Source organism: Pseudomonas sp. W15Feb34 (assembly GCF_023127765.1).
Classification (GTDB): Bacteria; Pseudomonadota; Gammaproteobacteria; order Pseudomonadales; family Pseudomonadaceae; genus Aquipseudomonas; species Aquipseudomonas synxantha_A.
Map to the genome: position 1 here is coordinate 46,730 of NZ_SPKN01000012.1, position 24,915 is coordinate 71,644.

The 24,915-nt window shown below is 60.4% G+C and carries 17 protein-coding genes; 6 read left to right on the forward strand and 11 right to left on the reverse strand.

Going from position 1 to position 24,915, the window contains the following annotated elements; genetic code table 11:
- Window positions 1–137 precede the first annotated feature (137 nt).
- Together E4O97_RS06785 and E4O97_RS06790 are read left to right on the forward strand one after the other, a co-directional pair.
- Window positions 138–1,178 carry a YCF48-related protein gene (locus E4O97_RS06785; protein ID WP_248161022.1) on the forward strand — a complete coding sequence of 347 codons (1,041 nt, stop codon included), beginning with the start codon at window positions 138–140 and terminating at the stop codon, window positions 1,176–1,178.
- Between the two features lie 16 nt (window positions 1,179–1,194).
- On the forward strand, window positions 1,195–3,570 hold the full coding sequence (locus E4O97_RS06790; protein WP_216091266.1) for an RND family transporter: 2,376 nt from the start codon (window positions 1,195–1,197) through the stop codon (window positions 3,568–3,570).
- 57 nt (window positions 3,571–3,627) lie between these two features.
- On the opposite strand, the gene E4O97_RS06795 is transcribed toward E4O97_RS06790, so the two are convergent.
- Window positions 3,628–8,484 carry a DUF6543 domain-containing protein gene (locus E4O97_RS06795; protein ID WP_248161023.1) on the reverse strand — a complete coding sequence of 1,619 codons (4,857 nt, stop codon included), beginning with the start codon at window positions 8,482–8,484 and terminating at the stop codon, window positions 3,628–3,630.
- 523 nt (window positions 8,485–9,007) lie between these two features.
- Here E4O97_RS06795 and E4O97_RS06800 point away from each other — a divergent pair.
- The 3 genes from E4O97_RS06800 (at window position 9,008) to E4O97_RS06810 (ending at window position 10,802) form a co-directional block, all read left to right on the forward strand.
- Entirely contained in the window at window positions 9,008–9,304 is a 297-nt protein-coding gene (locus tag E4O97_RS06800) for a DUF5629 family protein (RefSeq protein ID WP_078821210.1), read from the forward strand.
- Window positions 9,291–10,466 carry a lactonase family protein gene (locus E4O97_RS06805; protein ID WP_248161004.1) on the forward strand — a complete coding sequence of 392 codons (1,176 nt, stop codon included), beginning with the start codon at window positions 9,291–9,293 and terminating at the stop codon, window positions 10,464–10,466. The genes E4O97_RS06800 and E4O97_RS06805 overlap by 14 nt, the downstream gene beginning before the upstream one ends.
- A gap of 156 nt (window positions 10,467–10,622) precedes the next feature.
- Window positions 10,623–10,802 (forward strand): hypothetical protein, encoded by a 180-nt coding sequence (locus tag E4O97_RS06810; RefSeq protein ID WP_005787847.1) that lies wholly within the window; start codon window positions 10,623–10,625, stop codon window positions 10,800–10,802.
- A 66-nt stretch (window positions 10,803–10,868) separates the two neighbouring features.
- Here the strand turns inward: E4O97_RS06810 and E4O97_RS06815 are convergent, their stop codons facing one another.
- From E4O97_RS06815 to E4O97_RS06825, 3 genes are read right to left on the reverse strand one after another with little or no spacing between them, the layout of a single operon-like run.
- On the reverse strand, window positions 10,869–11,462 hold the full coding sequence (locus E4O97_RS06815) for a glutathione S-transferase (RefSeq protein ID WP_078821212.1): 594 nt from the start codon (window positions 11,460–11,462) through the stop codon (window positions 10,869–10,871).
- The gene (locus E4O97_RS06820) at window positions 11,459–15,097 is read right to left on the reverse strand and encodes an AAA family ATPase (protein ID WP_248161005.1); all 3,639 of its coding nucleotides are present in this window, start codon (window positions 15,095–15,097) and stop codon (window positions 11,459–11,461) included. The genes E4O97_RS06815 and E4O97_RS06820 overlap by 4 nt, the downstream gene beginning before the upstream one ends.
- The gene (locus E4O97_RS06825) at window positions 15,094–16,335 is read right to left on the reverse strand and encodes an exonuclease SbcCD subunit D C-terminal domain-containing protein (protein WP_078821214.1); all 1,242 of its coding nucleotides are present in this window, start codon (window positions 16,333–16,335) and stop codon (window positions 15,094–15,096) included. Before E4O97_RS06825 ends, E4O97_RS06820 begins: the two co-directional genes overlap by 4 nt.
- 321 nt (window positions 16,336–16,656) lie before the next feature.
- Between E4O97_RS06825 and E4O97_RS06830 the strand changes: the two genes are divergently transcribed.
- Entirely contained in the window at window positions 16,657–17,127 is a 471-nt protein-coding gene (locus tag E4O97_RS06830) for a hypothetical protein (RefSeq protein ID WP_177327417.1), read from the forward strand.
- Window positions 17,128–17,266: 139 nt separating this feature from the next.
- Here E4O97_RS06830 and E4O97_RS06835 read toward each other — a convergent pair whose 3' ends face one another.
- The 7 genes from E4O97_RS06835 to E4O97_RS06865 all read right to left on the reverse strand — a co-directional run bounded on the left by E4O97_RS06835 (window position 17,267) and on the right by E4O97_RS06865 (window position 24,721).
- Window positions 17,267–18,907 carry a BatD family protein gene (locus tag E4O97_RS06835; RefSeq protein ID WP_032880828.1) on the reverse strand — a complete coding sequence of 547 codons (1,641 nt, stop codon included), beginning with the start codon at window positions 18,905–18,907 and terminating at the stop codon, window positions 17,267–17,269.
- Complete coding sequence (locus E4O97_RS06840) at window positions 18,904–20,643, reverse strand: tetratricopeptide repeat protein (RefSeq protein WP_248161006.1); 1,740 nt, start codon at window positions 20,641–20,643, stop codon at window positions 18,904–18,906. Before E4O97_RS06840 ends, E4O97_RS06835 begins: the two co-directional genes overlap by 4 nt.
- Window positions 20,640–21,728: a VWA domain-containing protein gene (locus tag E4O97_RS06845; RefSeq protein ID WP_032880830.1), complete on the reverse strand. Its 1,089-nt coding sequence runs from the start codon at window positions 21,726–21,728 to the stop codon at window positions 20,640–20,642. The genes E4O97_RS06840 and E4O97_RS06845 overlap by 4 nt, the downstream gene beginning before the upstream one ends.
- Window positions 21,721–22,215, reverse strand: a complete 495-nt coding sequence (locus tag E4O97_RS06850; RefSeq protein WP_017136650.1) for a DUF4381 domain-containing protein — start codon at window positions 22,213–22,215, stop codon at window positions 21,721–21,723. The genes E4O97_RS06845 and E4O97_RS06850 overlap by 8 nt, the downstream gene beginning before the upstream one ends.
- Window positions 22,212–23,144: a DUF58 domain-containing protein gene (locus tag E4O97_RS06855; RefSeq protein ID WP_005787858.1), complete on the reverse strand. Its 933-nt coding sequence runs from the start codon at window positions 23,142–23,144 to the stop codon at window positions 22,212–22,214. The genes E4O97_RS06850 and E4O97_RS06855 overlap by 4 nt, the downstream gene beginning before the upstream one ends.
- 5 nt (window positions 23,145–23,149) lie before the next feature.
- Entirely contained in the window at window positions 23,150–24,109 is a 960-nt protein-coding gene (locus E4O97_RS06860) for a MoxR family ATPase (protein ID WP_005787860.1), read from the reverse strand.
- A 258-nt stretch (window positions 24,110–24,367) separates the two neighbouring features.
- Window positions 24,368–24,721 (reverse strand): hypothetical protein, encoded by a 354-nt coding sequence (locus E4O97_RS06865; protein WP_216091271.1) that lies wholly within the window; start codon window positions 24,719–24,721, stop codon window positions 24,368–24,370.
- Between the last annotated feature and the right edge of the window lie 194 nt (window positions 24,722–24,915).

The window sequence follows — 24,915 nt, forward strand, 5'->3', positions numbered from 1 at the left end:
GATTGTCAGACGATTCCAAAGCCCGATAGGATGGCCCGTGCTGACTCCAGGCGCTCTAGATTGCAGGTTTCAACGTCCTGGAAGATAAGCCGACCTAACAATAATAAATGGGAGAAAGGTCTATGAGTGAGCCTGTCATGGGTTGGGTTGTTTGCCGCCCACGCGCCGCACGCAGGGTTGCGTTGCTGGCCACAGCGCTCTCGCTGCTTGCCGGTGCGGTGTTGTCTACGCCCGTGCTGGCCGCCAGCGATACCTCCGCCGCCGCGGTATTTGCGATTCAATCCCCCAAGGCCGCCAAAGGCTTGATGATCGATGTGGTTCACGCCGGCAAGCGCCTGGTGGCGGTCGGTGATCGTGGGCATATCCTGTATTCCGATGACCAGGGCAACACCTGGACCCAAGCCAAAGTCCCCACCCGGCAACTGCTCACGGCGGTGTTTTTCGTCGATGACAAACAGGGCTGGGCCGTCGGCCATGATGCGCAAATTCTTGCCAGTTCCGATGGCGGCGCCACGTGGACCCAGCAATATGAAGACCTCAAGCGCGAAGCGCCGTTGCTCGATGTGTGGTTCAACGATGCCAAGCACGGACTGGCCGTCGGCGCCTACGGTGCGTTGATTGAAACCACCGACGGCGGCACCACCTGGGCCGACGTCAGTGACCGCCTCGATAACGAAGACCAGTTTCACCTCAACGCCATCGCCCGGATCAAGGACGCCGGCCTGTTTATCGTCGGCGAACAGGGCAGCATGTTCCGCTCCAGCGACGATGGCCAAACCTGGGAGAAACTCGAAGGCCCCTACGAGGGCTCGTTGTTTGGCGTGATCAGTACGGCGCAGCCGCAGACCCTGCTGGCTTATGGCTTGCGCGGCAATCTCTACCGCTCCACGGATTTCGGCAGCACCTGGGAACAGGTCGAACTCAATGCCACACGCGGTGCGCTTGAGTTCGGCCTGTCTGGCGCCACCTTGCTTGATGATGGCGCCATCGTCGTCGTCGGCAACGGTGGCAGCGTGGTGGTCAGCCATGACGACGGCCAGACGTTCAGCGTGTTCAATCGCCCGGACCGGATTTCACTCTCGGCAGTCACAGCCGCAGGCAATGGCAACTTGATTCTGGTGGGGCAGGGTGGCGTTCGTGTCGCCACGCCAGCCGGCGCCGAACTCGTAAAACAATAAGAAGGGCGGGGAACGCATGAGCAGTCATCACAACGATAAAGCGACCTTTCTTGAGCGCCTGATTTTTAACAATCGCCCGGCGGTGATCGTCATCTGCCTGCTGGTGAGTATTTTCCTGTTCTGGCAGGCGACGTTGATTCGCCCGTCTACCAGCTTTGAAAAGATGATCCCCCTCAAGCACCCCTTCATCGAAAAGATGATGGAGCACCGCAGTGACCTGGCCAACCTGGGCAACACCGTGCGCATTTCGGTGGAGGCCAAGGATGGGGATATCTTCACCAAGGACTATATGGAGACTCTGCGTCAGATCAATGACGAGGTGTTCTACATCTCCGGCGTCGATCGTTCGGGCCTCAAGTCGCTGTGGAGCCCCAGCGTGCGCTGGACCGAAGTGACCGAAGAAGGCTTTGCCGGCGGTGAAGTGATCCCGCAGAGCTACAACGGCTCGCCGCAAAGCCTCGACCAACTGCGCAACAACGTGCTCAAGTCCGGCCAGGTCGGGCGTTTGGTGGCTAACGATTTCAAGTCGAGCATTGTCGATATCCCGTTGCTGGAGTCCTACCCGGACCCGCAGGACCAGGGCAAGCTACTGGCCCTGGACTACCAGAAGTTTTCCCACGAGCTTGAGGACAAGATCCGCAACAAGTTCGAGGCGCAAAACCCTAATGTAAAAATCCACATTGTCGGCTTTGCCAAGAAAGTCGGAGACCTGATCGACGGCCTGATCATGGTGGTGCTGTTCTTTGGCGTGGCCTTTGGCATCACCCTGATCCTGTTGCTGTGGTTCACCAACTGCCTGCGCAGCACCATCGCGGTGTTGAGCACCACATTGGTGGCGGTGGTATGGCAGTTGGGCCTGATGCATGCCGCCGGTTTCGGGCTGGATCCCTACTCGATGCTGGTACCGTTCCTGATCTTCGCCATCGGTATTTCCCACGGCGTACAGAAGATCAATGGCATCGCCCTGCAATCCGGTGAGGCCGACAACGCCCTGACGGCTGCGCGCCGCACGTTCCGGCAACTGTTCCTGCCGGGGATGATCGCGATTCTCGCGGATGCGGTTGGCTTTATTACCCTGCTGATCATTGATATCGGCGTGATCCGTGAACTGGCCATCGGCGCATCGATCGGCGTGGCGGTGATCGTGTTCACCAACCTGATCCTGCTGCCGGTGGCGATTTCCTACGTTGGCATCAGCAAACGCGCCATCGCCAAAAGCAAGAAAGATGCGAACCGTGAACATGCGTTCTGGCGCCTGCTGTCCGGATTCGCCAGCCCGAAAGTCGCGCCGGTCTCGATTTTCCTGGCCTTGGTCGCCTTTGGCGGCGGCCTGTGGTACAGCCAGAACCTGAAGATCGGCGACCTCGACCAAGGCGCACCGGAACTGCGCCCGGACTCGCGCTACAACAAAGATAACAACTTCATCATCAGCAACTACTCCACCAGCTCCGACGTGCTGGTAGTGATGGTCAAGACCCGTGCCGAAGGCTGCTCGCGCTATGAAGCCATGGCGCCCATCGACCAGTTGATGTGGAAGATGCAGAACACCGAGGGGGTGCAGTCGGCGATCTCGTTGGTGACCGTATCCAAACAAATGATCAAAGGCATGAACGAGGGCAACCTGAAATGGGAAACCCTGTCGCGCAACCCCGATGTGCTGAACAACTCCATCGCCCGTGCCGATGGCCTGTACAACAACAACTGTTCCCTGGCGCCGGTGCTGGTGTTCCTCAACGATCACAAGGCCGAAACCCTCGACCGTGCGGTGCACGCTGTGCAGGAATTCGCCAAGGAAAACAACAAGGACGGCCTGGAGTTCATCCTCGCTGCTGGTAACGCAGGGATCGAAGCGGCCACCAACGAGGTGATCAAGGAGTCGGAACTGATCATCCTGATCCTGGTGTACTTGTGTGTGGCGACCATGTGCATGATCACCTTCCGGTCCTGGGCGGCGACTTTGTGCATTGTGCTGCCGCTGGTGCTGACCTCGGTGCTGGGTAACGCGCTGATGGCGTTCATGGGTATTGGCGTCAAGGTCGCGACCTTGCCGGTGGTGGCCCTGGGCGTGGGGATTGGCGTGGACTACGGTATCTACATCTACAGCCGTCTGGAAAGTTTCCTGCGTGCAGGTTTGCCGCTGCAAGAGGCGTACTACCAGACATTGAAGTCCACCGGTAAAGCCGTGCTGTTCACCGGCCTGTGCCTGGCCATTGGTGTGTGTACCTGGATCTTTTCGGCCATCAAGTTCCAGGCCGACATGGGCTTGATGCTGACCTTCATGCTGCTGTGGAACATGTTTGGTGCGCTGTGGCTGTTGCCGGCACTGGCAAGGTTTCTGATCAAGCCCGAGAAGCTTGCGGGGCAGAAGGGCAATTCATTGTTTGCCCACTGAGCCCTGAAAAAAAAACGCACGTAGTGCGGTTTTTTTTCGTGCATCAGTCGATCGGACTCACAATTGTAGAAACAGTTTTTCATCCAAAGGCGGCGTAATTCTGGATTTGATGATTTGCTCCACGATACCGTTGCTTCCCGCCTCGGCGATCAAGTCCTTTTGGGTCTTGGTGCGCTGGGACGGAATTTTCAGGTGCGCCGCTGTGTGATCGGCCCTTGGAGTGCCCATTTTTGGATAGTGGAAGTGGGCATACCACAATACGTCGACCTTGCCTTTTTTACGTACGGCGTACTCAGTGAATACATCGCCACTTTTTGTAGGGATGTCTCGTCGGACCAGGTTGATGTCGACAAAACCATGGCGCCATAAATAGTCGACATTTTCTGCGGTAGGCGTTTGTACCAGATAGCCATCGGCGGTGTGTCGGCGTGCCTTTTGAAGCATTTCATCGGCAGCTGCACGCCAGCGTGCAATCCATTCGGCGGTTTCCGTCTTGGCGCCCTGGCTGGCTTCTGCTTGTTGCGCGATCTTCTTGAGCTGGTCGGCCTGGGTTTCCAGCATATCGTTCCAATCACGGGGGCTGACGGTGTTTCGCCTGGAGGGATCTTCAAGCTTCTTTTTCTGGAAAAGAATCGTCTGTTCTATGGCTGGTAAGCCGTCAATCAACCGCTGAGCCTCGCTGCGGTAGCTTGCCAGGGATTTGGGCGGGAATGCGTGAGGCGGTTGTACGGGCTGCCCCCGCACTATCTTCACCCAGCCGCGCTCACCGGGATGTTCGCTGTAGCTAGCGATCGGTTGGCCGCTAGTGGGGTCGACCACATCAATGATGTTGACGGTTTGACCTGCCTGCGGTGCCCGTAGGGTGCCGATCAGCGTCTCCTGATGTTCGGTTTTGAACACGCGTTGATTCTGCGGTTTGGTCCGTCGGGCGCTGCGCTCGGGCGCTGCAGGAATAAGAACCTGCTGTTCTTTGACAACGTCGGTCAACTCGGCTTCCGTTTGCGCGATGAGCTCTTTGAGCACCTCGATGAAACGTTGCTGATACTCGGCACGAAAAAACTCTGGGTGTTCCTCTTGCATCAGGAGACTATCGTTCATTACCTGCTTGAACTTGGTAATCACGCTACTCAAGGTGGCACTTTGTTCGTTCAGTGTATAGCCACTGTAGTTACGTAATTCCGTGAAAGCGACAATTTCGGTTTTCAGGTTTTCATGCAACAGCCTGCTCATCTGTAAATGCTTAGAGCCCTCTGACAGCCCAGCCCATGTCGTGGTCAGTCGCTTGAGATAGGCCAGGCGGTTCAACTTATTTATTAGCATATGTTGGGCAAGTGGCCTGCCGGTCATGTGATTGAGGAATTCTTCTGCTTTGTTTTTGCCAAAGGGCGAATCGCTTTTCCAACGTTCCAATACGGAATTGAATACCTGCGTCGACTCCAGTAGTTGTTCATTTTCGAGATAAATCTTTTTTACCGCTTCAGTCAGTTCGCCGTAAGCCTCCAGGGAACCGGTCATCGCCGTCTGGTCCAGATCACCTATCGAGGCACCACTTACTCCGTGGATGCGCGTGTCACTCATCAGGCTCTCGTACAGGTTAATGACTTTAGATATGGCTTGCAGGGTGTACTGGTACTCCAGGGAGCGCGCTTTCTGGAATTCGGTGATGTCGTCAATGCCACCAATTTTCTTGGGAGCGATGGCGTCAACGGCACTTTTGCTGGTGTCCACGAGTGTTTGTGTCAACGTCTTCAGTGCCCGAAGTTGTTGATTCAGGTTGCCCATCAATACTGCGGTCTGCTGCAACTGTTGTCGATAAGGCTCATTGAATCGCTCGGGTTGTGTGACGGCCAGGCTGCGAAGCGTCTTGAGTTTCAATCGAGCTTTTTTGTACTGCTCGATGTCAACTTCGATTTTGGTCACTAGCGCTGTATGGCTTTCTGCAATTTTTCCAACTTTCGCATAGAGGCGCTGAAAAGCAGCATTTGCTTGCTGTTTCGCTTGAAACGCTTTATTGAAACTGGTCGTCGCCCTGTCAGCGTTCTCCATGCCGCCCTTGAGTTTGGGCGCCACATCAAAGCGCCACTTGCCTTGCGCATCGTTCTTTATTGAGGGGGCTACACGTGACTTGTTTTGTTCATCGATGATGAAGGTACCGTCCAAATCAGTCGCTGTGCGAAACCATTGGTTATCTATGTTGGCGTATACCTTGTCACCGACTTGATACAGACCTTTTTTGCTGCCTTCAGCGATGGGGGAACCAGGGTGCTGAGGCGCAGGAACTTTGAATGACTCTATGTGTGCGAGCAGGCTTGGGGTTAGTCCGCGTGGGCTGGATAGGCGGATATCGATGGCCGCACCGTCGCCACCGAAACTGGTGGTGACAGGGGGGAGCGGGTCCTGGCGGATGACAGCTTGGTGAACAACGGGCTCTTGAGTGTCACGGCGCCCAGGCCCGGGACGGTCGGGATTAGAGTCTGGCTCAAAGCGTTCAAACGTGTGCGCCGGTTTGCCGGGTTCCGCGCTGGAGGCGTGGCCCAGTGTCATGCCCAGGTTGATCAGCAGGTCGACCACTGCCGACGTCGGGTCCGGGTCGTTTGATGTGGAGAGCCGCTTGATGTCTTCTTCGCTGTTGGCCAATTGCAGTAACCAGCCCGCCATAGCCCCCGGCCCGCGCAATACCGGCAGCAACGTGTTGAACAGCAGCCAACCGAGTTCCTTGTGCGAGGCCCAGCGGCTTTCAGCGTCGGAGGTGGATTGGCCTTCCGCCAGGGTGACGAGGCTGTTGGCGTTGGATCGGAACCAATGCGTGAACAGACCACCGTTGAGCTGGTCCTGGCGTAGCGTGGTGGCCTCAGCATAGCCGTCGACGGCGAGGGTGGTGGGCTTGGGCGTGGTGGGTGGGTCGAACTCATTGAATACGGTGAAGCGTGCAATATTGGGGGTGCGAAAACCGCCATTGCCATACACCGCTCTGACCTTGTCATCCTTCAACCAGGCCAGCACGCTGTCTTGCAACGCACCCGGCTGGCGGATGGCTTCCAGCAGCGCGTCGCGGCTTGCAAACTCCAGCAACGCGGGCTTCAGTTGCGCACGATAGAGAATATGTGGGCCGCTGGTGCCGGCCACTGGTTCGATGATGAACATGTTGTCGACAACGTCTGGCGTTGCCCCTGGTTTGCGCACAAATGCCAGGGGGCGCACGGTAATCTCCTGTCCGTCCACCTGTTTGCTGCCCGCACCGGGCTGGGTGAGTGCTTCAATAAAGCGGTAACCCTGGGCGCTCATGCTGGCTTCGCCCTTGAGCTTGAGCTCCAGCGCCTGCATGGCGAGCTGGATCGGTACCTGCTCGACAAAACGCGCTGCCCGGTCCCGGGATTGCTGGGTCTCGCTGAGCAGTTCGCGATTGAGCAGTTGTGGGTAGTGGCGACCGATATCCACGCTGCTGATCAGGTTCTTGAGCATCTGCGGCATTTGCGGATCGCTGACCGGTTGCCCACGCAGATGGACTTCCATCTCGCCCTTGGGCAAGCCGGCGAGATTGTTCAGAGCCATATCCACCAGGCTCATCTTCACCCGCTCGATGTAGCCGCTGCCCAGATTACCCACGGCGACCTTGAACACCACCTCCACATCCTTTGCCGTGTAGCCCTTACCGGACAATTGCTCGTCCAGTTGCTGCTGGGCGTAGGTGCGGATATCGGGAATGCCGTCGAGAAACGTCCGGCCGTTGTTACGTTGTACGCTGCTGGCCAGTGCCAACGAGTGACGCCGGTAAGTGTCACGATCTGCTTCGCTGGCGTTTTTGAGCCAGCCTGGCAAATTATCGCGCAGCCGCCCAAGCTCGGCCGCATTTGCAGCATAGGCTCCGGTGAACCAGGGGCTCGGGTCGCTTGCACGGAAGAAGGCCTGCTCCAGTTGATCAGGCGTGCCCGACGTTGGGAGCTCAATGGATGCGACGTTTTCCACCATGGCATTGAGGATGAGCGCCGCTTGTGTATCAAAAATGTTTGTATCGATTTCCTGGCGCTTCCAATTCAGGCTGTCGAAAACAAACACTTTCTCCAGGTTTCTCCCCCAGGCTTCGCCGAATGCTTGCAACGAGTCATACGGTGTGACGACTCCAGCGGGGGTGGTATGCAGCACTTGCGTACGGCCGTCGACTTCTCGTGTGATCAACAGATCCGGGCTCAGTTGAGCTGAATTGCTGGCGCCATGGCTTACGGTGGTGTCGAGGATAAATACCTTGGCCGCTGCGTTGCCTTTTGCGGCTTGGCGGTGCACTTGATCCGGGTAGGTGGCGAGCTGATCGAGAGTCTCGCGTTGCGTGTCGGTGAGCCCGGGTTGTTTCAATGCGGCGGTTCGCAAGGTGTCCCTGAGTGTGTCGCTCAGCCATAGCCAACGGTTTGTCTCAAGGTTGGGGATGTCCTGGGTGTTATAGGCGTTGCCGTTGAAGTGGCGAACCAGCGCTTGTTCGAAACCGCTTTTGAGAGTGGTTCGCAGGCTGCGGATGATCAATTCGATGGCTTGCATATCAATGCCCGGCACCAGCGCTCCCGCCAAGGGCCCCGGTTTGAGCATATGGCCCGTGGCTTGATCAATCAGCGTGCAGGCCAGTGAGTGTTTATCGGTAAAGTCCAGCTCGCCGTCGCGGGTCAGGTGCTTGAGTGCTACGTCCAGCAAAGGGGTCAAGCAGTACTGGGGGGGATTGTTGGAAATGGGTTCGGCCAACGCTGTGTATCGAGGGTCAAACGCCAGGGTGGGATACAGGTTTTTGATGGCGTCGCTGAGCAGGTTCGACACCACTGAGCGCAACGTGGGCCGGCCAGCGAACTGGTGTGCAACCGTATTGGCTGTGATGTCGGCAGCGGGCTGCGGCGTTGAGACCGTAGCGGCCGGCGTTGGGCTTAGCGGCACAAAGTTCAAGCCGGATCTGAGCGATGACGACCGAGGCGATGTTTCGTAATGGACGCTGGTATCGCGCCGGGATCTGCGCAGTGATTGATCGTGGTCCGTTTGGAGCGACGCCTCGGAGTGGCTGCCAGGGGGTATTTCAAGCACTTTCCCCGACTTGTGGGTAACGGGGGGGAGCGGTACGGGGCTCAAGGTGTAGTCGGAAAGTCTTGGAGGGTGGTTTCCATGGATCATCGTGTAGCTTCCTTGTCGTTGAGATCTTGCTCGGCGTAGCGATTTGACCCTGAACGCCTAAAGCGAACAGGCGAGCGAAAATTAACGACCGGTGCTTAACCGTCAAATGAACAATGAGTAATCAGCTGTTTCCGGCAACGCTGTATCAGCGGCAAAAGCTGATAATGCGCAGTCCGACGTAGGGGGGAGTAATTATGGCGGCATGTGAACGCCCCCGATGGTTGAACGCAGCGTTTAGGCCGATGCAACAATTTGGCCTATCATGAGGTCTTTCCTCTGAACGACTGATGTGATGACTGCCGAATCTGCCACCCTGCCGGACACCCTTGAAACCAGCGACATGCTTGAAATCGATGGCTTGCACGCCTTTGACTTCGAACTCGATAACGAGAAGTTGCTGATCACCGCCATGGACGGCCGTGCAGAAAAACGCTGGGCGTTCAGCCTGGCCCAGGTGCAGGCGGCCACGTTCGACGGCACCCTGCAAAGCTGGACCCTTACCGGTGAATCGGGCGAGCACCGCTTGATCTGCATGAGCGCCTTCACCGGCAACAATAACGATGAGGATGTAGCCGATGATGATGCGTAAATTCTGGCCCTTGCTGATGGCGGGCAGTGTCGGTGCCATGTCGGTGCAGGCTGCACCGGCTGACACCTATGAGCTGCTGGTGGGCAGCTATACCGCCGGCACCAGCGAAGGTATCTACCGCCTGCAATTCGACAGCCGCACCGGGCAGTTCAGCGGCAAGCCGGTGCTGGCTGCCAAGACGGCCAACCCGTCGTGGTTGACGGTTTCCAAGGACCAGAAGTACCTGTTTGTGGTCAACGAGAACGGTCCAGGCCAGAAAGACCCGGTGGGTCGTGTCAGCAGTTACAGCATCGACCCGCAAAATCATCAGCTCACCCTGATCAACCAGGTGCAGAGCCTGGGCAACGAGCCGACCCATTCCAGCGTCGCCGCCGATGGGCGTCACCTGTTTGTTGCCAACTATTCGGTACTCGAAGACCCGGGCGGCAGCCTGGCGGTGCTGCCGATAGGCGCCGAGGGCAAGCTGTCGGCCCCGGTGCAGTTGAGCGGGCATCCGGCCAGCCGGGTAAATCCTGAGCGCCAGGCGTCCAATCACGTGCATTCCGTGGTGTCGTCACCGGATGGCAAGTACGTATATGTGCAGGACCTGGGCGCGGACAAAGTGTTTGTCTACCAGTACGATCCCAAGGCCAATCACGAATTGCCGCTGACGCCGGCCAACCCGGCCTCGGTGCAACTGCCACCCGGCAGCGGCCCACGTCATTTGCTGTTCAGCGCCGACGGCAAACACGCCTGGCTGACCACCGAAATGAGCGCTCAGGTCGCGGTGTTCGATTACAGCGACGGCAAGCTGACGCAAACCCAACTGCTGGACTATGCCGCTGGCCAACCGGTGTCCGACAAAGCCGGCGCGGCGCTGCATGCGTCAAGCGACGGCAAGTTCCTCTACGTGAGCAACCGCGGTACGGCCAATCAGTTGCTGGTGTTCAGCATCGACCCGGCCACCGCGCACCTCAAGGAGATCCAGCGTCGCTCTGTCGAAGGTGATCACCCTCGTGAGTTCAGCCTCGACCCGAGCGGCAAGTTCCTGCTGATCGCCAACCAGAAAAGCAATGAAATCGTGGTGGTTGAACGCGACCCCAAGACCGGTTTGTTGGGTAAAACCGTGCAGCAATTGCCGATCGATGCCCCCAGCGACCTCAAGTTCCTGGTGCGTGAATAAGCCACAGGCCCCGCAGTGCGGGGCCTGAGCCTTTGTATTAATTCGGTTGATAGCGGCTACTGTTTCAAAGCATTTCTAAGGTCCAACCCTCGGGCGTAAGTTTGGTTCCAAGGCCTCCACCGGCCACTCAACCAAACGAACACAAGGGTTACCGCCATGAACTTGAATCTCTTCTCCATCATCGCCGCTTCCGCTGTTTCCGCCACCGTGGCATTGCCTGCCAGCGCCAGTGTGGAAGTCACTGACAAGAAATCCAGTGTCACGGCCTACACCCAGAAATACCTGCAACAGAGTGCCAATTTCTATGCAGCGCTGGATCACAAGACTCAGCACTGAGCTTCAGACAATAGAGGCCTGATGTGGGAGGGGCTTGCTCCCTCCCACATTGTATTGAGTCTGGACTTAAGATTTTGCCATCACCGCAATAAACAGCGGTGACTCCAGAAATTTCTGAAGCCACGCCTGCAACCGGTAGTACGGCGTCCCCGCAAACCACTCGCGATCCACATGGGCAAACTGCCTTACAAAGGGCACCAGCGCCGCATCTGCCAGGCTCAGGTGATCGGCAAGCAAATACTCCCGCTCTGTCAGCAAACCCTCCAGCTTGCGCAAAAATACCTCGCCCTCGGCCCGATAATGTTCCATCGGTTGCTCCGGGTAGCGTTCGGCGTACTTGTATCGATTCAAGTGATGTTTGAACACCTGATCGTTCTCGCTAATCAGCGCCAATACCGCAGGCTCACCCTGCAATAACCAATCCTCGGGATCGTGCTGTGCCAGCGCCCACTGCATGATCTCCAGGCTTTCTTCGATCACTCGGCCTTCGACGCTCAACACCGGCACCGTGCCCTTGGGCGACAGCGCCAGCATCTCGGTCGGTTTGGCTTTCAGGCTCACTTCGATAATGTCCACCGGCACGCCTGAATAGCGCAGCGCCAATCGCGCCCGCATTGCATAAGGGCAGCGCCGGAACGAATACAGCAGCGCCTGGCTCACTTGACCTCCAGGGTGCTCAGGCCATTGCCCTGGCGCTTGACCTGGATTTGCACCGGGATACGCTCGTGCATTTCCTGAACGTGAGAGATCACCGCCACCTTGCGGCCCTGAGCCTGCAAACCATCCAAAGCGTCCATGGCCAATTGCAGGGACTCGGGGTCAAGGCTGCCGAAACCCTCATCGATAAACAGCGACTCGATCTTCAAGGTGCTTGAGGCCATGGACGCCAGGCCCAAGGCCAGCGCCAACGACACCAGGAAGGTTTCGCCACCGGACAGTGAATGCACCGAGCGCAATTCGTCACCCATCTCCGTGTCCATCACCAACAGCCCGAGCATACTGCCGCCGCGTTTAAGCCGGTAGCGGCGCACCAGTTGGCGCAACTGCACGTTGGCATGATGCACCAGCAAATCGAGGTTGTAGGCCTGGGCGATCTTGCGGAAGGTGTCGCCGGTGGCCGAACCGATCAACGCATTCAGGCGCGCCCAGCGCTGCCATTCTTCATAGGCCTTGGTGATCTGTTCGGCCAGGGCCTGGTTGGCGTCCTGGCGGCGTTGATCTTCGGCTTGGCGGGCGCGCAGTTCGGCGCAATGCTTCTCGCCTTCGGCCAGCCGCTGATTGAGCGCCGCCAGGGTGTGGTCCAGTTGATCGGCGTCGAGATTGCCGTTGTGCAAGGCCTGGTGTTCGGCCAAGCGCTGTTCGCGCTCTTGCAGCAGCACCTTGGCTTGCTCGACAGTTTTTTCGCTGCTGTTCAGGTCCTGGCGTAGCTGCGCGATCTGAGCCTCATCGAAGGCTAATAAACGTGACAGGCCCTGGTTATCCAGATCGGGGTGCAGCGTGCGCCATTCATTGATGCGTGTTTCAAGCGCTTGTTGTTCCGCTTGCAGCGCGTGCTGGCGGTCCTGCTGGGCCTTAATGTCCGCAGCCAGTTGGACCAGGGCCGTGTGCACGGTGTGCAGCTCGTGGTTGGCGTCGGTCTCGCTTTGGCGTGACTGCGCGACGGCCTGCTCCAGTTGCTGCTGCCAGTGTTCGGCGCTGGCGTGGTCGCCCAGCAAGGCGCTGAGTTTTTCTTGAACAGCTTGTTGCTGTGAGGCCACTTCGGTGACTTGCAGTGTGAGCGCGTCGAGTTGCTGCTGGCGATGTTGCTGGTGGGTCTGCTGTTTCTCGATGGCCTGCTGGCGCTCCTGCTGCTCGGCCAGTTCATCGCGCTGATGGCCCAACTGCTCAAGACGTTGACTGACCTGCTGGTCGAGCTGCATGAAGGTCGCCGCAGGCGCACTGCGCAAACCCTCCAGGGTTTGGGTGGGCAACAGGGTGGCGAAGGTGGCGAGTTCTGCGTCGAGGCGTTCGCGGTCCTTGGCCAATTCCCGTTGCTGGTCCACCAGCAACTGCCGGGTTTGCTGGCTGGCCTCCTGAGCGGCTTGCAACTGCTGCTGAAGGCGCCCGGCGTTTTGTTGCAGGTTGAGCAGGGCGTCCTGGCGTTGTTCGTCCTGAGTGAGGCTCTGGGTCAGTTGGGCCAGTTGCTGAGCCAGCCAGCCGCTGCGTTTGGCCGCGTCCTGATTGAACAACGAGGCGGACAGTGAATGGGCCTCCAGGCTCTGTGCCAGGCCTTGCTGTTGTATCGCCAGCTGTTCCTGTTGGCGCAGGAACTCCTTTTGTTCGGCGATCAGTCCACCGACTTCACCGCGCAGTTCGTTGAGTTTTTCCTTGAGGTCGTCGACCGCCTTTTGCGCCGTGGCTTCTTCGTTCTCGTCATGGCGACCCAGGCTCTGCAACAGGGCTTCGGGCTGGTGATACGGATGCTCGTGGCTGCCGCACACCGGGCAGGGCTGGTCATCCTGCAATTGCGCGCGCAACTCTTCGACGCTGGCACTGCGGGCCAGGCGCTGACGTTCCAGCAGTTGCTTGGTCACCGTCAGGGTTTGCTCGGCCACGCTGAGTTCGGCCTTGGTTTGCAAACCGCTCTGGTTCAGTCGCTCGCGGCGTTGCGCGGCATCGGCGAGTTGTTGTGTCAGCGCGGCTGTCTGTTGATCCAGTTGCTGCTGGCTGTCCCACAAGCGGGCCAGGTCTTCGAAAGCACGCTGTTGCTTGCGATTATCCTGCAGCAGGCTGGCCAGCAACTGAATTTGCTCGGCCACCGCGTGGGGTTCGGCACCGGCTTCCTGATAGAGCAGGTCGAGGGCTTCGCGCTGTTGGGTGAACTGATCGGCGGCGGCGCTGGCACGCTGTTCGAGTTGCGGCAGTTCGGCCTCGCCCTTGTTGAGGCGATTGCCGATCACCATCAGCTGTTGCAGACGGTCGCGGTAGGCGTTCCAGGCTTCGCTCAGCGGGGCAAGGGCGGTGCTGTGCTCAAGCTCGGCAGCCAGGCGGTGCAGGCGCTCGGCGACTTGGGTTTGCGTGTCTTGCAAACCCTTGAGCAGGGCGTGGCCTTCGTTGCAGGCGCTTTGCTGTTGTTGTTTTTCTTCGCTGCGCTTGGCCAGTTCCCGGGTCAAGTGGGCGAGGGTGTTCTGTTCTTCAACGGCCTGGCGCAGCAGGGGAGCCGCCTCGGCCTGGTTTTTCAGGGCGTCGGCCAGCGCCGCTTGGGCGGCCACTTGCTGTTGTTGCGCCTGGTCCTGGCGGGTATGCAGGGCGACTTGCTGCTCCAGCTGTTGCTGAATCTGTGCCGCGAGTGGCGTCAGCAGGGTGCCGAGTTCAGCCTGGCGCAGGAAGTGATGACGTTGCGGTGCCAATTGCTCCAGGCGATTGAGGTCCTGGCGTTGCGGGCCTTGGCTATCCCACTGCTGCTGGGCCTGCTGCAATTGTTCGACGGCGCTGAGCTGGCGCTCTTGCCACTCACGCAACTCTTTGAGCCAGGTGTGCTGCAACTCCAACTGCTTGAGCTGGGCCTGCTGAGTCTTGAGTTGTTGCTGGGCCTCGGCCAACTGTTGATCGAGTTCGGCGCGAGCTTCAGGTGCCAGGGGTACTACGCCGGTGGCCTGGTCTTGTAGCTGTTTGTGAGCATCCCTGGCCTCCTTGGCCTTGTCGAACGCACGTCGACCCAGTTGGGTGTACAGCGCGGTGTCGGTGAGCTTTTCCAGCAGTTCGCTGCGCTCATTGTCATTGGCCTTGAGGAAGGCGCTGAACTCGCTTTGCGCCAGCAACACCGCACGGGTGAACTGCTCGAAGTTCAGGCCCAGGGCCAGCTCAAGCTGAGTCTTGTATTCGGTTTTCTGGCTGGCCAGCAGTTGCTCGCTGTCCAGGTCGATCAAGCTTTGCCGGCTGTTCTGCAACTTGCCGCTGGCCTTGTCGCGGGCGCGGTTGGCTTCCCAGCGCGCACGGTAGCGACGGCCACTGACGCCGACGAAATCCACTTCGGCATAACCGCCGCCGGTGCCGCGCCGAATCAGCGTGCGCGGATCGCCGATGGAGATATCGGTGTCGGCGTCCGGCATCTTGGCCTGGCCGGTATCGCCCAGGCGCGGCACCGCGCCGAACAACGCCAGGCACAATGCGTCAAGCAGCGTGCTTTTACCCGCGCCGGTCGGCCCGGTGATAGCGAACAGGCCCGCACTGGCCAGGGGCTCGGCGGTGAAGTCGATCTCGAACGGGCCGGCCAGGGAGGCGAGGTTTTTCAGGCGGATAGCGAGGATCTTCATGGCTGTTCGCCCTCCTGTTGCACTTCCTGGAGCAGCACGGCGAAATCCTTCAGGGTTTGTTCATCCACTTCGCTGCCATAGCTGTCCTGCCAGGCACGGCTGAACAATTCCTGGGGCGTGAGCTGGTCGAGTTCGATCAAGCGCTCATCGTCGCTTTCGCTGTTGCCGCGCTGGCCGGCGTATTCGGCGGCGATGCGCACCAGGCGTACGGCCTTGCCTTGCAGGGCGGTTTCGATCTGCTGGCGCAGGTCTGGCTGTGGTTCGTCGAGGCGTACCCGCACTTCCAGCCAAGGGTGACGTTGGGTTTCGGCCAGCAGGTCGATGTCCGGCAGGTCGCGCAGCTGCTTGAGGATGTCCGCCAGCGGTGCGGCTTCCAGACGTTGCAGGTTGACTGAACGGGGGATCAGCAGCGGTTCGACGCCCACCAGCCGTTCACCCTGGAACGTCACGTCGAGCACCTGATGCTTGTAGCCAATCTCGGAAAACGACAGCGGAATCGGCGAGCCGCTGTAGCGAATGCGCTCTTCGCCATTGACCTGTTGCGGCTTGTGCAAGTGGCCGAGGGCAACATAGCCGACGGTTTTGTCGAACAGGCTGGCCGGCAGTGCCTCGGCATTGCCGATGATCAGGCTGCGCTCGGAGTCTTCCGATACCGACCCCCCGGCCATGTGCGCATGACTGATGGCTATCAGTGCCTGGCCTTTTTTGCGTTTGGCATTGGCGGCGGCGATCAGCCATTCATGCACCTGGCCGATACCCCGCAAGTAGTCGTCTCCCAGATGCGCACCGGTAACTTCCGCCGGGCGCAGGAATGGCAGCGCCAGGCACCAGGCGGCAATCTTGCCTTTGGCATCCGGCAAGGGGATCAGCAGGCGTTCGGCGTCCAACTGGCCATCGTCGAGCCACAACACCCGGCCCAGGGCATGAGTGCGCAGGCGGCGCATCAACGGCGCGGGCAGCTCGATACGCGAGCCGGAGTCATGGTTGCCGGCGATCATCACAATCGTCAGCGTCGGGTTTTGCTCATGGGCGCTGATGATGAAGTCATACAGGCGTTCCTGGGCCTTGAGCGGCGGGTTGACCGTGTCGAAGATATCGCCAGCGATCAACAGCGCATCCGGGCGCTGGGCCTTCAGTTGGCCCAGCAGCCACTCAAGGAAACAGGCATGTTCGAAGTCGCGTTCCTGGCCGTGGAGGTTTTGGCCCAGGTGCCAGTCGGAGGTGTGAAACAGACGCAAGGCGAACTCCGTGGAGAAGATGAAAAGGAGGGGAGTTTACCTGTAAACACGCACACAGTGCCTGCAAGTGGCCCAGACCCGATATAGCAGAGGACTTGCCCCGATGACGGTGAATCAGATATGGATTAATTGGCTGATCCACCGTTATCGGGAGCAAGCCCCCTCCCACAGGGGTTATGGGTGTTGACGGGGGTGGGGGGGCAGGCAGGCCATTGCGCGGGCCATGTCGCGTTGGGCGCCAGCCGTGGGGAACGGTTGGACAGGGGAGGACCACACACTCACGTGGACGCCTTAATTAACCTTCGGAATCAGAGACTCACCATGACAGTTTCAATAAATGCATCCCCTATTAGTCCTTTTCACGTGATGCCTCAGCAGGTGAACCCTGAAAAAACCTCACCCTCGTCCAGCCATCGGCAAGCGCGAAGCGCTGAGGCCCAAGCCGGCGCCCCTCACGCGCGTCCTTTTGGTGGAGTGACCGACCGGCAACTGATAGGGCTGGTCCGCGACCACTTTCGCGAGTTCGCCGCCGGGGCGACAGACAGCTACGTAAACTTCAATGAATTGAAAGAAGCGGCCGGTCTGATAGCCAGCGACAGGTCATTTTCTCCAGAGGCACACCACACGGCACTGGAGTTGTTGTCACGCCCCGAACTGCTGCGCAAGCTGGATATCGGCATCAGCTTCTTTGGTGGCCCCGGCAAGGAAGATGGCCGGTTCGATATGGATAACCTGAACTATCTGTACAAATTCCCCCATCGTGAATGGAAGGTGCCGCGCCGTAATCACTAACATCCAGATGGATGTCGAACAGGCGACACAGGGCAACTGTGGGAGGGGGCTTGCTCCCGATAGCGGTGGGTCAGTTAAAGATGTATCAACTGAAACTCTGCCATCGGGAGCAAGCCCCCTCCCACATGAGTTTGCGGTATTACTTGGGATACAACGGCGGCAAGCTGGTGGTGTCGGTCGCCGGGTCCTGCTCGCGTTCGGCCACGGGGATGGCCTTGATCGCACGCCACAGGTCTTCACCCAGCCAGTACTGGCCGCTTTCGCTGTACAGCGCGCCGTTCAAGCCATCCAGGGCATCTGACAATGGCACAAACCGCGCCGCCATGTCGGCCAGGGTTTCCGGCTGTTGACGCGCCCAGGCATCGAGGGCCTGGCGGGTGGCTTGCGGATCGTTGGCCTGGGTGGCGCGCTTGAGGTCGTCGAGCAGGGTGCGCGGGCTCGGGCCGGTTTGCGCGGCGCGCTGTACGGCCGGCTGCCGACGGGCGCGCCACCACAGGCCGAAGCCCAGCAACGTGGTGCATGCCAGGATCAGTGTGCTCAGTTGCCACAGCCACAGGCGCTCATCGTCGGGTGCAGTGATGATGGTCGGCGTGGCGGGTGCGTCCACCACCAGGCTGGGATTGACCGCCACTTGCACAGTGCGCGCCGGCAGGCTTGTGCGTTCCAGGTGATCTTCGTGGGTGTTCCACCACACCACTTCCACCGGCGGCAGTTCCAGCTCGCCGGCGCGGGTTGGCACCAGGGCTTCGCGGTCTTCACGGCTGCCGATCAGGCCGCGGTCGCTGGTCTGGTTGCCCAGTACCGGTTGGTCCGGGTAGCGGCGCAGGCCGTTGACGTCGGCGCTGGGCAGCGCCGGCAACTGTGCGCTGGATAAGCCCTCGGCCTGCACGGTGAGGCTGCGAGTCAGAGAGTCGCCGACCTGCACGTGGTCCGGCGTAGGGTTCCAGCCTTCGCTCAGGGTCAGGCTGCGCGCCGGCAGCCAGGGAGCGTCGGCGGGGTAGAGGTCCGGCTTGGGTTTGATCGTCAACGGCAGGGCCGCAGAGCTGACGTGGATCATCTTGCCCGGCTTGGTGCCCTGCAGTGTGTTTTCCTGGGGTGGACGCGACTCCACCAGGGTAGCGCTGAAGGTTTGCGCCGGAATCACCACCGTGCCGCTGTGCTGCGGGTAGACAGCGTAGCGGGTCTCGATCACGCCATGGCGGATGCTGTTGATGACCTTCTCATAGGTACGCGACTCGCCCAGTTGTTCGACACGTGCATCGGGAATCTGCAAGGGCGTGAGGCTGCTGTCGTCATACAGCGATACCGAGTGGTACACGCGTACGGTCAACAGCGCTTGGGCCTGGACGTACACGGCGGTCTGGTCGAGGTTGGCCTCGATAAATACTGGGGCCAGCTCGGTGCTGGTGTTCTGGCTGGCTGTTTCGACCACTTGCAGGGTGATCGGCTGGGTCTTGAGTGCGCCCACTTGCAACGGCGGGATGATCACGTTGCCGTTTTCCTTGGGCAGCAGGGTGATGATCCAGCGGGTGGTGGCGTGGTTATCGCCGCCCAGGGTGGTGAGCTGGTTGATCTGGCGGGTGCCGCTGACTTCAAACTGTGCGTCCAGGGGCGACAGGTCCGGCTTGCCGAATTGGGTTACATCGCTGGACTCCACCGTCAGCTCCACCGTTTCCCCGGAGTTGAGGCGGTTACGGTCAACGCTGGCAACCAGGTTCGCCGCCTGGGCGTGGCCTGCCGACAACGCGAGCAGAAGCAAAAGGGTGGTGCGGCGGCTCATCGAGTCGTGTCCTGATGTTGTTGCTGTTCGTACCAGAATTTGCGCCGCAGCAGCTCACCGGGATTGTCCGGGATTTCTTGCAGCCATTGCTCCAGCGCCTGGCGGCGTTCACCTTCAAGGCGGGTGTCGACAGGGCGCAGGGGCGGCGTGGTAGTGTGCTCGTCGCCCAGTTCGCTGCCCGGCACTTCATTGTGGCCTGGCTGTGGGGTGGCGCCGGCCTGAGTTTCACCGCTGCTGGCTTCGCCCTGGCCCTGGGGCGATTGTTCGCCACTCTGGCCCGTTTGCCCGCTGGCCCCCGGTTGCGCAGTTTGGCCGGGTTGGGGGCTTTCGTCATCTTCGTTTTTTGCAGGCTGGGTCGGCTCGGGCTCGGCTTGCTCTTGCATCAGGGTTTCAACCAGGGCCTTGTTTTTCAGCGCCGGTTGCAGATCGGGCTGGGCTTCCAGGGCTTGCTCGTAAGCGTCGATAGAGGCTTCGAGTTCACCGGCTTTGGCCAGGGCATTGCCTCGATTGTAGTGGGAATAGGCGTCGTTGCCCTGGGCAAAACGTTTGATCGCCTCGGCGTAATTGCCGGCTTCGTACAGGGCTACACCTTGCCATTGCGGGTCTTGAAAGTGTTCGGCGGCTTCGGCTGGGCGCTTGTGCTTGAGCAGGTATTGACCTTGCTGGTCGGGGCGCAGCCACAGGTCCTGAAGGCCAAAGGCGTAACTGGGTTGTGGTGCGCCCAGCAGCAGCAAAGGCAGGCAGAACAGCCAGCCGCGACGCCCGGCGCAGGCGGCCAGCAGTAACAGCGGCAGCAGCAGCCAGTAACCCTGATCGGCCCAGGTGTCCAGGTGCAGCACTTGGCCGTCGTTGCGCAGGGCTTGTACGCTGTCGAGCATACCCAGTTGGCGCAGGTCCTTGTCATCCAGGCGCGCTGCACGGTAGCGGCCACCCATTTCACTGGCGAAGGCCTTGAGCGTCGGGCTGTCGAGGCGTGGCACCAGGATCGCGCCCTGGTCGTCCTTGAGGAACTCGCCGCTTTCCTGGGTCACCGGTGTGCCTTCACGGCTGCCGATGCCGAGGATCGACAAGGGCGGTGCCTGGGCGCTTTGCAGTTGCAGGCGGATGCCCTGGCGCTCCTGTTTCGACAGCGAGGAGCCGATCAGCAGCAGGCGCCCCTGGCCGAGCCCGCCTTGCTTGAGCAGGCCGAGGGCTTTTTCCACGGCCAGATCGGCGCGATGGCCGGGCTCGGGCATGATCGAGGGGCGCAGGGCCTCCAGCAGATTGCGGCTGGTGGCCAGGTCGTCCGACAGCGGCACCAGCGTATGGGCGCTGCCGGCATACACGACGATGGCGGTTTGCGCATCGGTGCGTGCTTGCAGCAGGTCATACAGCTTGCGCCGCGCCTGCTCCAGGCGGTTGGGCGGGCTGTCGGTGGCAAGCATTTCCGGGGTCAGTTCCAGCAGTACCACCAGCGGGTCAGCGGGTTTCTGACTGGGCTGTTCAACCCGTTGCCAACTGGGCCCCAGCAACGCCAGCACGGCCAACAGCCAGGCGATGCCCAGCAGCACCCACGGCGATTTGCTCTCGCGGCCGTTGCCGCCACTGAGCAGTACGGCATGGAAGGCCGGTGGCAGGATCATCTGCCAGCGGCCGGCGCGCTTTTGTCGGTGCCACAACTGCCACAGCAACCAGCCGAGCAGCGGCAGCAGCAACAGCCACCAGGGCCGGAACCAGTGCGGCCACAGGGCGATCATCGACGTCTCCGCAAACGCAAGCGCTTGAGGCGCTGGCGCCATTCAGGGTGTTGTTGCAGGAAGATCCCTTTGCTCGACAGCTTGTTGAACCCGCGTTGCAAGGCGTTGTTGGGCCAGCGTTCCTGGATCACCAGCAACAGGCTCAAGATCAGCGCCAGCGCCAGCGGGCCGCTGTACAACGCCTGGGCCGGTCGCGCTTGGGTGGGTTGTTGTTCGACGGGCTCCAGGGTGTCGAGGGTCTCCTTGATCTGCTGCAGTTCCTCGCCGTCATGGGCGCGGAAATATTGACCGCCGGTGGCCTCGGCCATCGCCTTGAGCGCCGGCTCGTCGAGGTCCAGGCTCGGATTTACGCCGAGAATGCCCAGGGAACCGGTTTGCTCCGGGTCGGCGCCAATGCCGATCGGGTAAATCTTCACGCCTTCTTCGGCCGCCAGTCGCGCTGCCGTCAACGGGTCGATCTGCCCGGCGTTATTGGCGCCGTCGGTGATCAGGATCAGCACACGGCTTTGCGCCGGGCGTTGGCGCAGGCGTTTCAAGGCCAGGCCAATGGCATCGCCGATGGCGGTGTTCTTGCCGGCAATGCCGATACGCGCTTCGTCCAGCCAGGTACGTACGGTGCGCCGATCAAAGGTCAGCGGTGCCTGCAGGTAGGCTTGAGTACCAAACAGGATCAAGCCCACGCGGTCACCTTCGCGTTCTTCAAGAAAGTCCCCGAGCAGGTGTTTGACCAGGGCCAGGCGACTCACGTCCTCACCCTGCCAGTGCATGTCGGGGAAATCCATGGAGCCTGACACGTCGACCGCCACCAGCAAGTCCCGGCCACTGGCGGCAATTGGCAAAGGCTCGCCCAGCCATTGCGGGCGTGCGGCGGCAGTCAACAGCAGCAGCCACAGCACCACGAAGGGGGCCTGCTGGCGCCAGCCTGGCAGGTTGGCGCGGGCGCGACGGCGGGCCAAGCCTTCGAGGTCGCTCAGGTAGCTGACTTTCAATGCCGGTTCGCCGCTGTCGGCCACGGGCAGGATCAGGCGCATCAACCAGGGCAATGGCAACAGGGTAAAGATCCACGGCCAGGCGAACTCAAACATGTTTGCGGATCCAGGTGTCGACAGCCTGGGTCAGGCCGGCGATAGCTTTGTCGTCGAGTTTGCATTCGGGCTTGTAGGCGCCTTCCACCAGTACCATCCAGCGCGTCAGGCCGGCGGCGGGGCAGCGGTTGTCGAGGAAGGCCAGCCATTTGCGGCCGTTGAGGGTATGGCTCTGGCTATACGGGTAGTCGTTACGGCACAGGCGCTTGAGCAGGCCGTTGAGTTGTTGCAGCCAGGCACCTGCGGGCGCGCCGTCGTAGGGCTTGGGCATCAAGGCCAGTTCGGCGAGGGCGGCGATGCGCAGCGGGTCCAGCGGTTGTTCGGCGCGGGCCACGGGGCGGCGGGTTGGCAGGAAGCGGCGCAACCACCACAGGCCCCAGCCGAGCAGCGGGATCACCAGCAGCAACAGCCACCAGCCGGGCGCAGGCGGCCAGAAGCCGATGGCCGGCGGGGCGATCAGCGGTTGCAGTTGGTCCAGGCTGCTCATTGTTTTTTAACCGGGCGTTGCGGGTTGAGGTACTCGCGCAGTTGCTCGACCATTTCACTCTGTGTGCTCAACGGCATCAACAACACCCGCAGCTTTTGCGCGAGCCGTTCCCAGCGGGCGATACGCGCTTCGGCCTGGGCTTTGTAGGCCTGGCGCAAATCAATGTTCAGGGTGTCCAGTTCCAGCTGTGCGCCGCGTTCTGCGAAGCGCAGTAACCCGGCGGCGGGCAGGGCGTGATCAAGCGGGTCGGAAATGGGCAGCAGCAACAGGTCGCAATGTCGCGACAGCAGGCTCAGCTGTTGCTCGGCGCTATCAGTCAGCGCCCGTTCATCGCAGATCACAATTCCCAGGCTGCCCGGTCGCAACACTTCACGGCCACGGCGCAAGGCCATGCCCAGGGCATCAGCTTCGGGGCGGCTTTCGGTGTTCAGGCTCTGGTTGACCCGCACCAGGCGGTTAAGCAGCTGCAACAGGCTTTGTTTGCTGCGTCGAGGCTTGATTTCGTAGTGCTCGCTGTCGCCGAACACCAGCCCGCCGACCCGATCGTTATGCCCCAGGGCCGCCCAGCCGATCAGGCTGGCCGCTTGTGCGGCGAGCACCGACTTGAACATCTGCCCCGAGCCGAAGAACAGACGGCAGCTTTGCTCCACCATGATAAAGATCGGCCGTTCGCGTTCTTCGTGGAACAACTTGGTGTGCGGTTCCTGGGTGCGCGCTGTCACGCGCCAGTCGATGGTGCGCACGTCGTCGCCCGCCTGGTACACCCGCACCTGATCGAAGTCCACACCGCGCCCGCGCAGCTTGGAGTGGTGCAGGCCGATCAACGGGCTGCGCTGGCCGGGCGTGGAGAACAGCTGCACTTCGCGCACGTGGTGACGCATCTCAATCAGTTCACTGAGGGTTACGCGTATACCATCGCTGGCGTTCATCGGCTTCAAGCGACGGCAACAACGTCAAGAATGCGTTGCACCACGCGGTCCTGGTCGATCCCGGCGGCTTCGGCTTCGAACGACAGGATGATGCGGTGACGCAGCACGTCGAACAGCACCGCCTGGATATCCTCGGGGCTCACGAAGTCGCGACCGGCCAGCCAGGCGTGGGCGCGGGCGCAACGGTCCAGGGCGATGGAGCCTCGGGGGCTGGCGCCATAGGCGATCCACTCGGCCATTTCCGGGTCGAACTTGGAAGGCGTACGCGTGGCCATGACCAGTTGCACCAGGTATTCCTCTACCGCATCGGCCATGTACAGGCCAAGGATTTCCTTGCGGGCGGCAAAGATCGCCTGTTGGCTGACGCGCCGCTCAGGCTTGGTTTCGCCATTGAGCGCTTCGCCGCGGGCCTGTTGCAGGATGCGCCGTTCGACGGCGGCGTCCGGGAAACCGATCTTGACGTGCATGAGGAAGCGGTCGAGCTGGGCTTCGGGCAGAGGGTAGGTGCCTTCCTGCTCGATGGGGTTCTGCGTGGCCATCACCAAAAACAGCGGCGATAGCTCGTAAGTGCTACGGCCCACGCTGACCTGGCGCTCGGCCATCGCTTCAAGCAAGGCCGACTGGACCTTGGCCGGGGCGCGGTTGATTTCGTCGGCGAGCACCAGGTTGTGGAATATCGGCCCCTGCTGGAACACGAAACTGCCGGTTTCCGGGCGATAGATCTCGGTGCCGGTGATGTCGGCGGGCAGCAGGTCGGGGGTGAACTGGATACGATGGAACTGCGCTTCGATGCCTTCGGCCAGCTCCTTGATCGCCTTGGTCTTGGCCAGCCCCGGTGCGCCTTCGACCAGCATATGGCCGTCGGCGAGCAGGGCGATCAGCAGGCGATCGATGAGTTTTTCCTGGCCGAGAATCTGCGTAGAAAGAAAGGTTCGCAGCGCAAGCAGCGCTTCACGATGTTCCATCGATGACGGTTCCTGGAAAGATGAGCCTGATGGTGGAGCGCGAGCGCCAGGCTTGGGAGGCTACTTTAATGCATCGAAGGGGGTGTCGACTAACGACGTCACGGGTATTTTCAGAAAAACTTGTAGGCTTTTGGTGTGGGAACACGGTCAATGTGGGAGGGGGCTTGCCGCCGATGCCCGTGTGTCAGGCACCGATGTATTAACTGACCCGCCGCTATCGGGGGCAAGCCCTCTCCCACATTTGAACCAGAGTGCAGCTTAAATCCGGATGAAAGTGCCAGTGCCTGCGAGGATTTTCTGCAGGGTTTCCTCCACTTCAGCCAGGTCGGATGCGGCCGTGGCGTGGGTGATCTCCAGATGATCCTTGCCGCCCAATGCATCGGCATCACCCGCTGCAAGTTCGACCAGCAACCTCGTAGCACTCAAGGTGATCTTCAGCCCATCCAGCGTCGACGGCTCGTAATCCCAGGTCAGTTCCACTTCCTCTTCATCCGGGTAGCGGCTCAACATGAACATTTCGCCGTTTTTGCCGTGGCAGCAAAGCATGGCCATGTTGTCTTCTTCTTCGTCGCACGGGGTGGCCATCAGGGCGTCGGTTTTCAGCTGCAGCATGGGAAATCCTGTGTGGAGGAGGGCGTTGCGCTGGCAATTGTGCCATTGCGGCGAATTTTATGCTGCAGGGTGTGTCAGACCCAGGGCATGACCTGGCGTGCGGTATCAGTCATTTTCGGTACTCAGAGGGCTGAAAAACGCAGGTTTTTTGCCCGGAAAAACGCGGTTGCCCAAGTTGCAACCTATTGCCTGCT

Coding starts and splice junctions, on each gene's coding strand:
- E4O97_RS06785 (WP_248161022.1), top strand. CDS start 138: ATGGGTTGGGTTGTTTGCCGCCCACGCGCCGCACGCAGGGTTGCGTTG.
- E4O97_RS06790 (WP_216091266.1), top strand. CDS start 1,195: ATGAGCAGTCATCACAACGATAAAGCGACCTTTCTTGAGCGCCTGATT.
- E4O97_RS06800 (WP_078821210.1), top strand. CDS start 9,008: ATGACTGCCGAATCTGCCACCCTGCCGGACACCCTTGAAACCAGCGAC.
- E4O97_RS06805 (WP_248161004.1), top strand. CDS start 9,291: ATGATGATGCGTAAATTCTGGCCCTTGCTGATGGCGGGCAGTGTCGGT.
- E4O97_RS06810 (WP_005787847.1), top strand. CDS start 10,623: ATGAACTTGAATCTCTTCTCCATCATCGCCGCTTCCGCTGTTTCCGCC.
- E4O97_RS06820 (WP_248161005.1), bottom strand. CDS start 15,097: ATGAAGATCCTCGCTATCCGCCTGAAAAACCTCGCCTCCCTGGCCGGC.
- E4O97_RS06830 (WP_177327417.1), top strand. CDS start 16,657: ATGACAGTTTCAATAAATGCATCCCCTATTAGTCCTTTTCACGTGATG.
- E4O97_RS06835 (WP_032880828.1), bottom strand. CDS start 18,907: ATGAGCCGCCGCACCACCCTTTTGCTTCTGCTCGCGTTGTCGGCAGGC.
- E4O97_RS06840 (WP_248161006.1), bottom strand. CDS start 20,643: ATGATCGCCCTGTGGCCGCACTGGTTCCGGCCCTGGTGGCTGTTGCTG.
- E4O97_RS06845 (WP_032880830.1), bottom strand. CDS start 21,728: ATGTTTGAGTTCGCCTGGCCGTGGATCTTTACCCTGTTGCCATTGCCC.
- E4O97_RS06850 (WP_017136650.1), bottom strand. CDS start 22,215: ATGAGCAGCCTGGACCAACTGCAACCGCTGATCGCCCCGCCGGCCATC.
- E4O97_RS06855 (WP_005787858.1), bottom strand. CDS start 23,144: ATGAACGCCAGCGATGGTATACGCGTAACCCTCAGTGAACTGATTGAG.
- E4O97_RS06860 (WP_005787860.1), bottom strand. CDS start 24,109: ATGGAACATCGTGAAGCGCTGCTTGCGCTGCGAACCTTTCTTTCTACG.
- E4O97_RS06865 (WP_216091271.1), bottom strand. CDS start 24,721: ATGCTGCAGCTGAAAACCGACGCCCTGATGGCCACCCCGTGCGACGAA.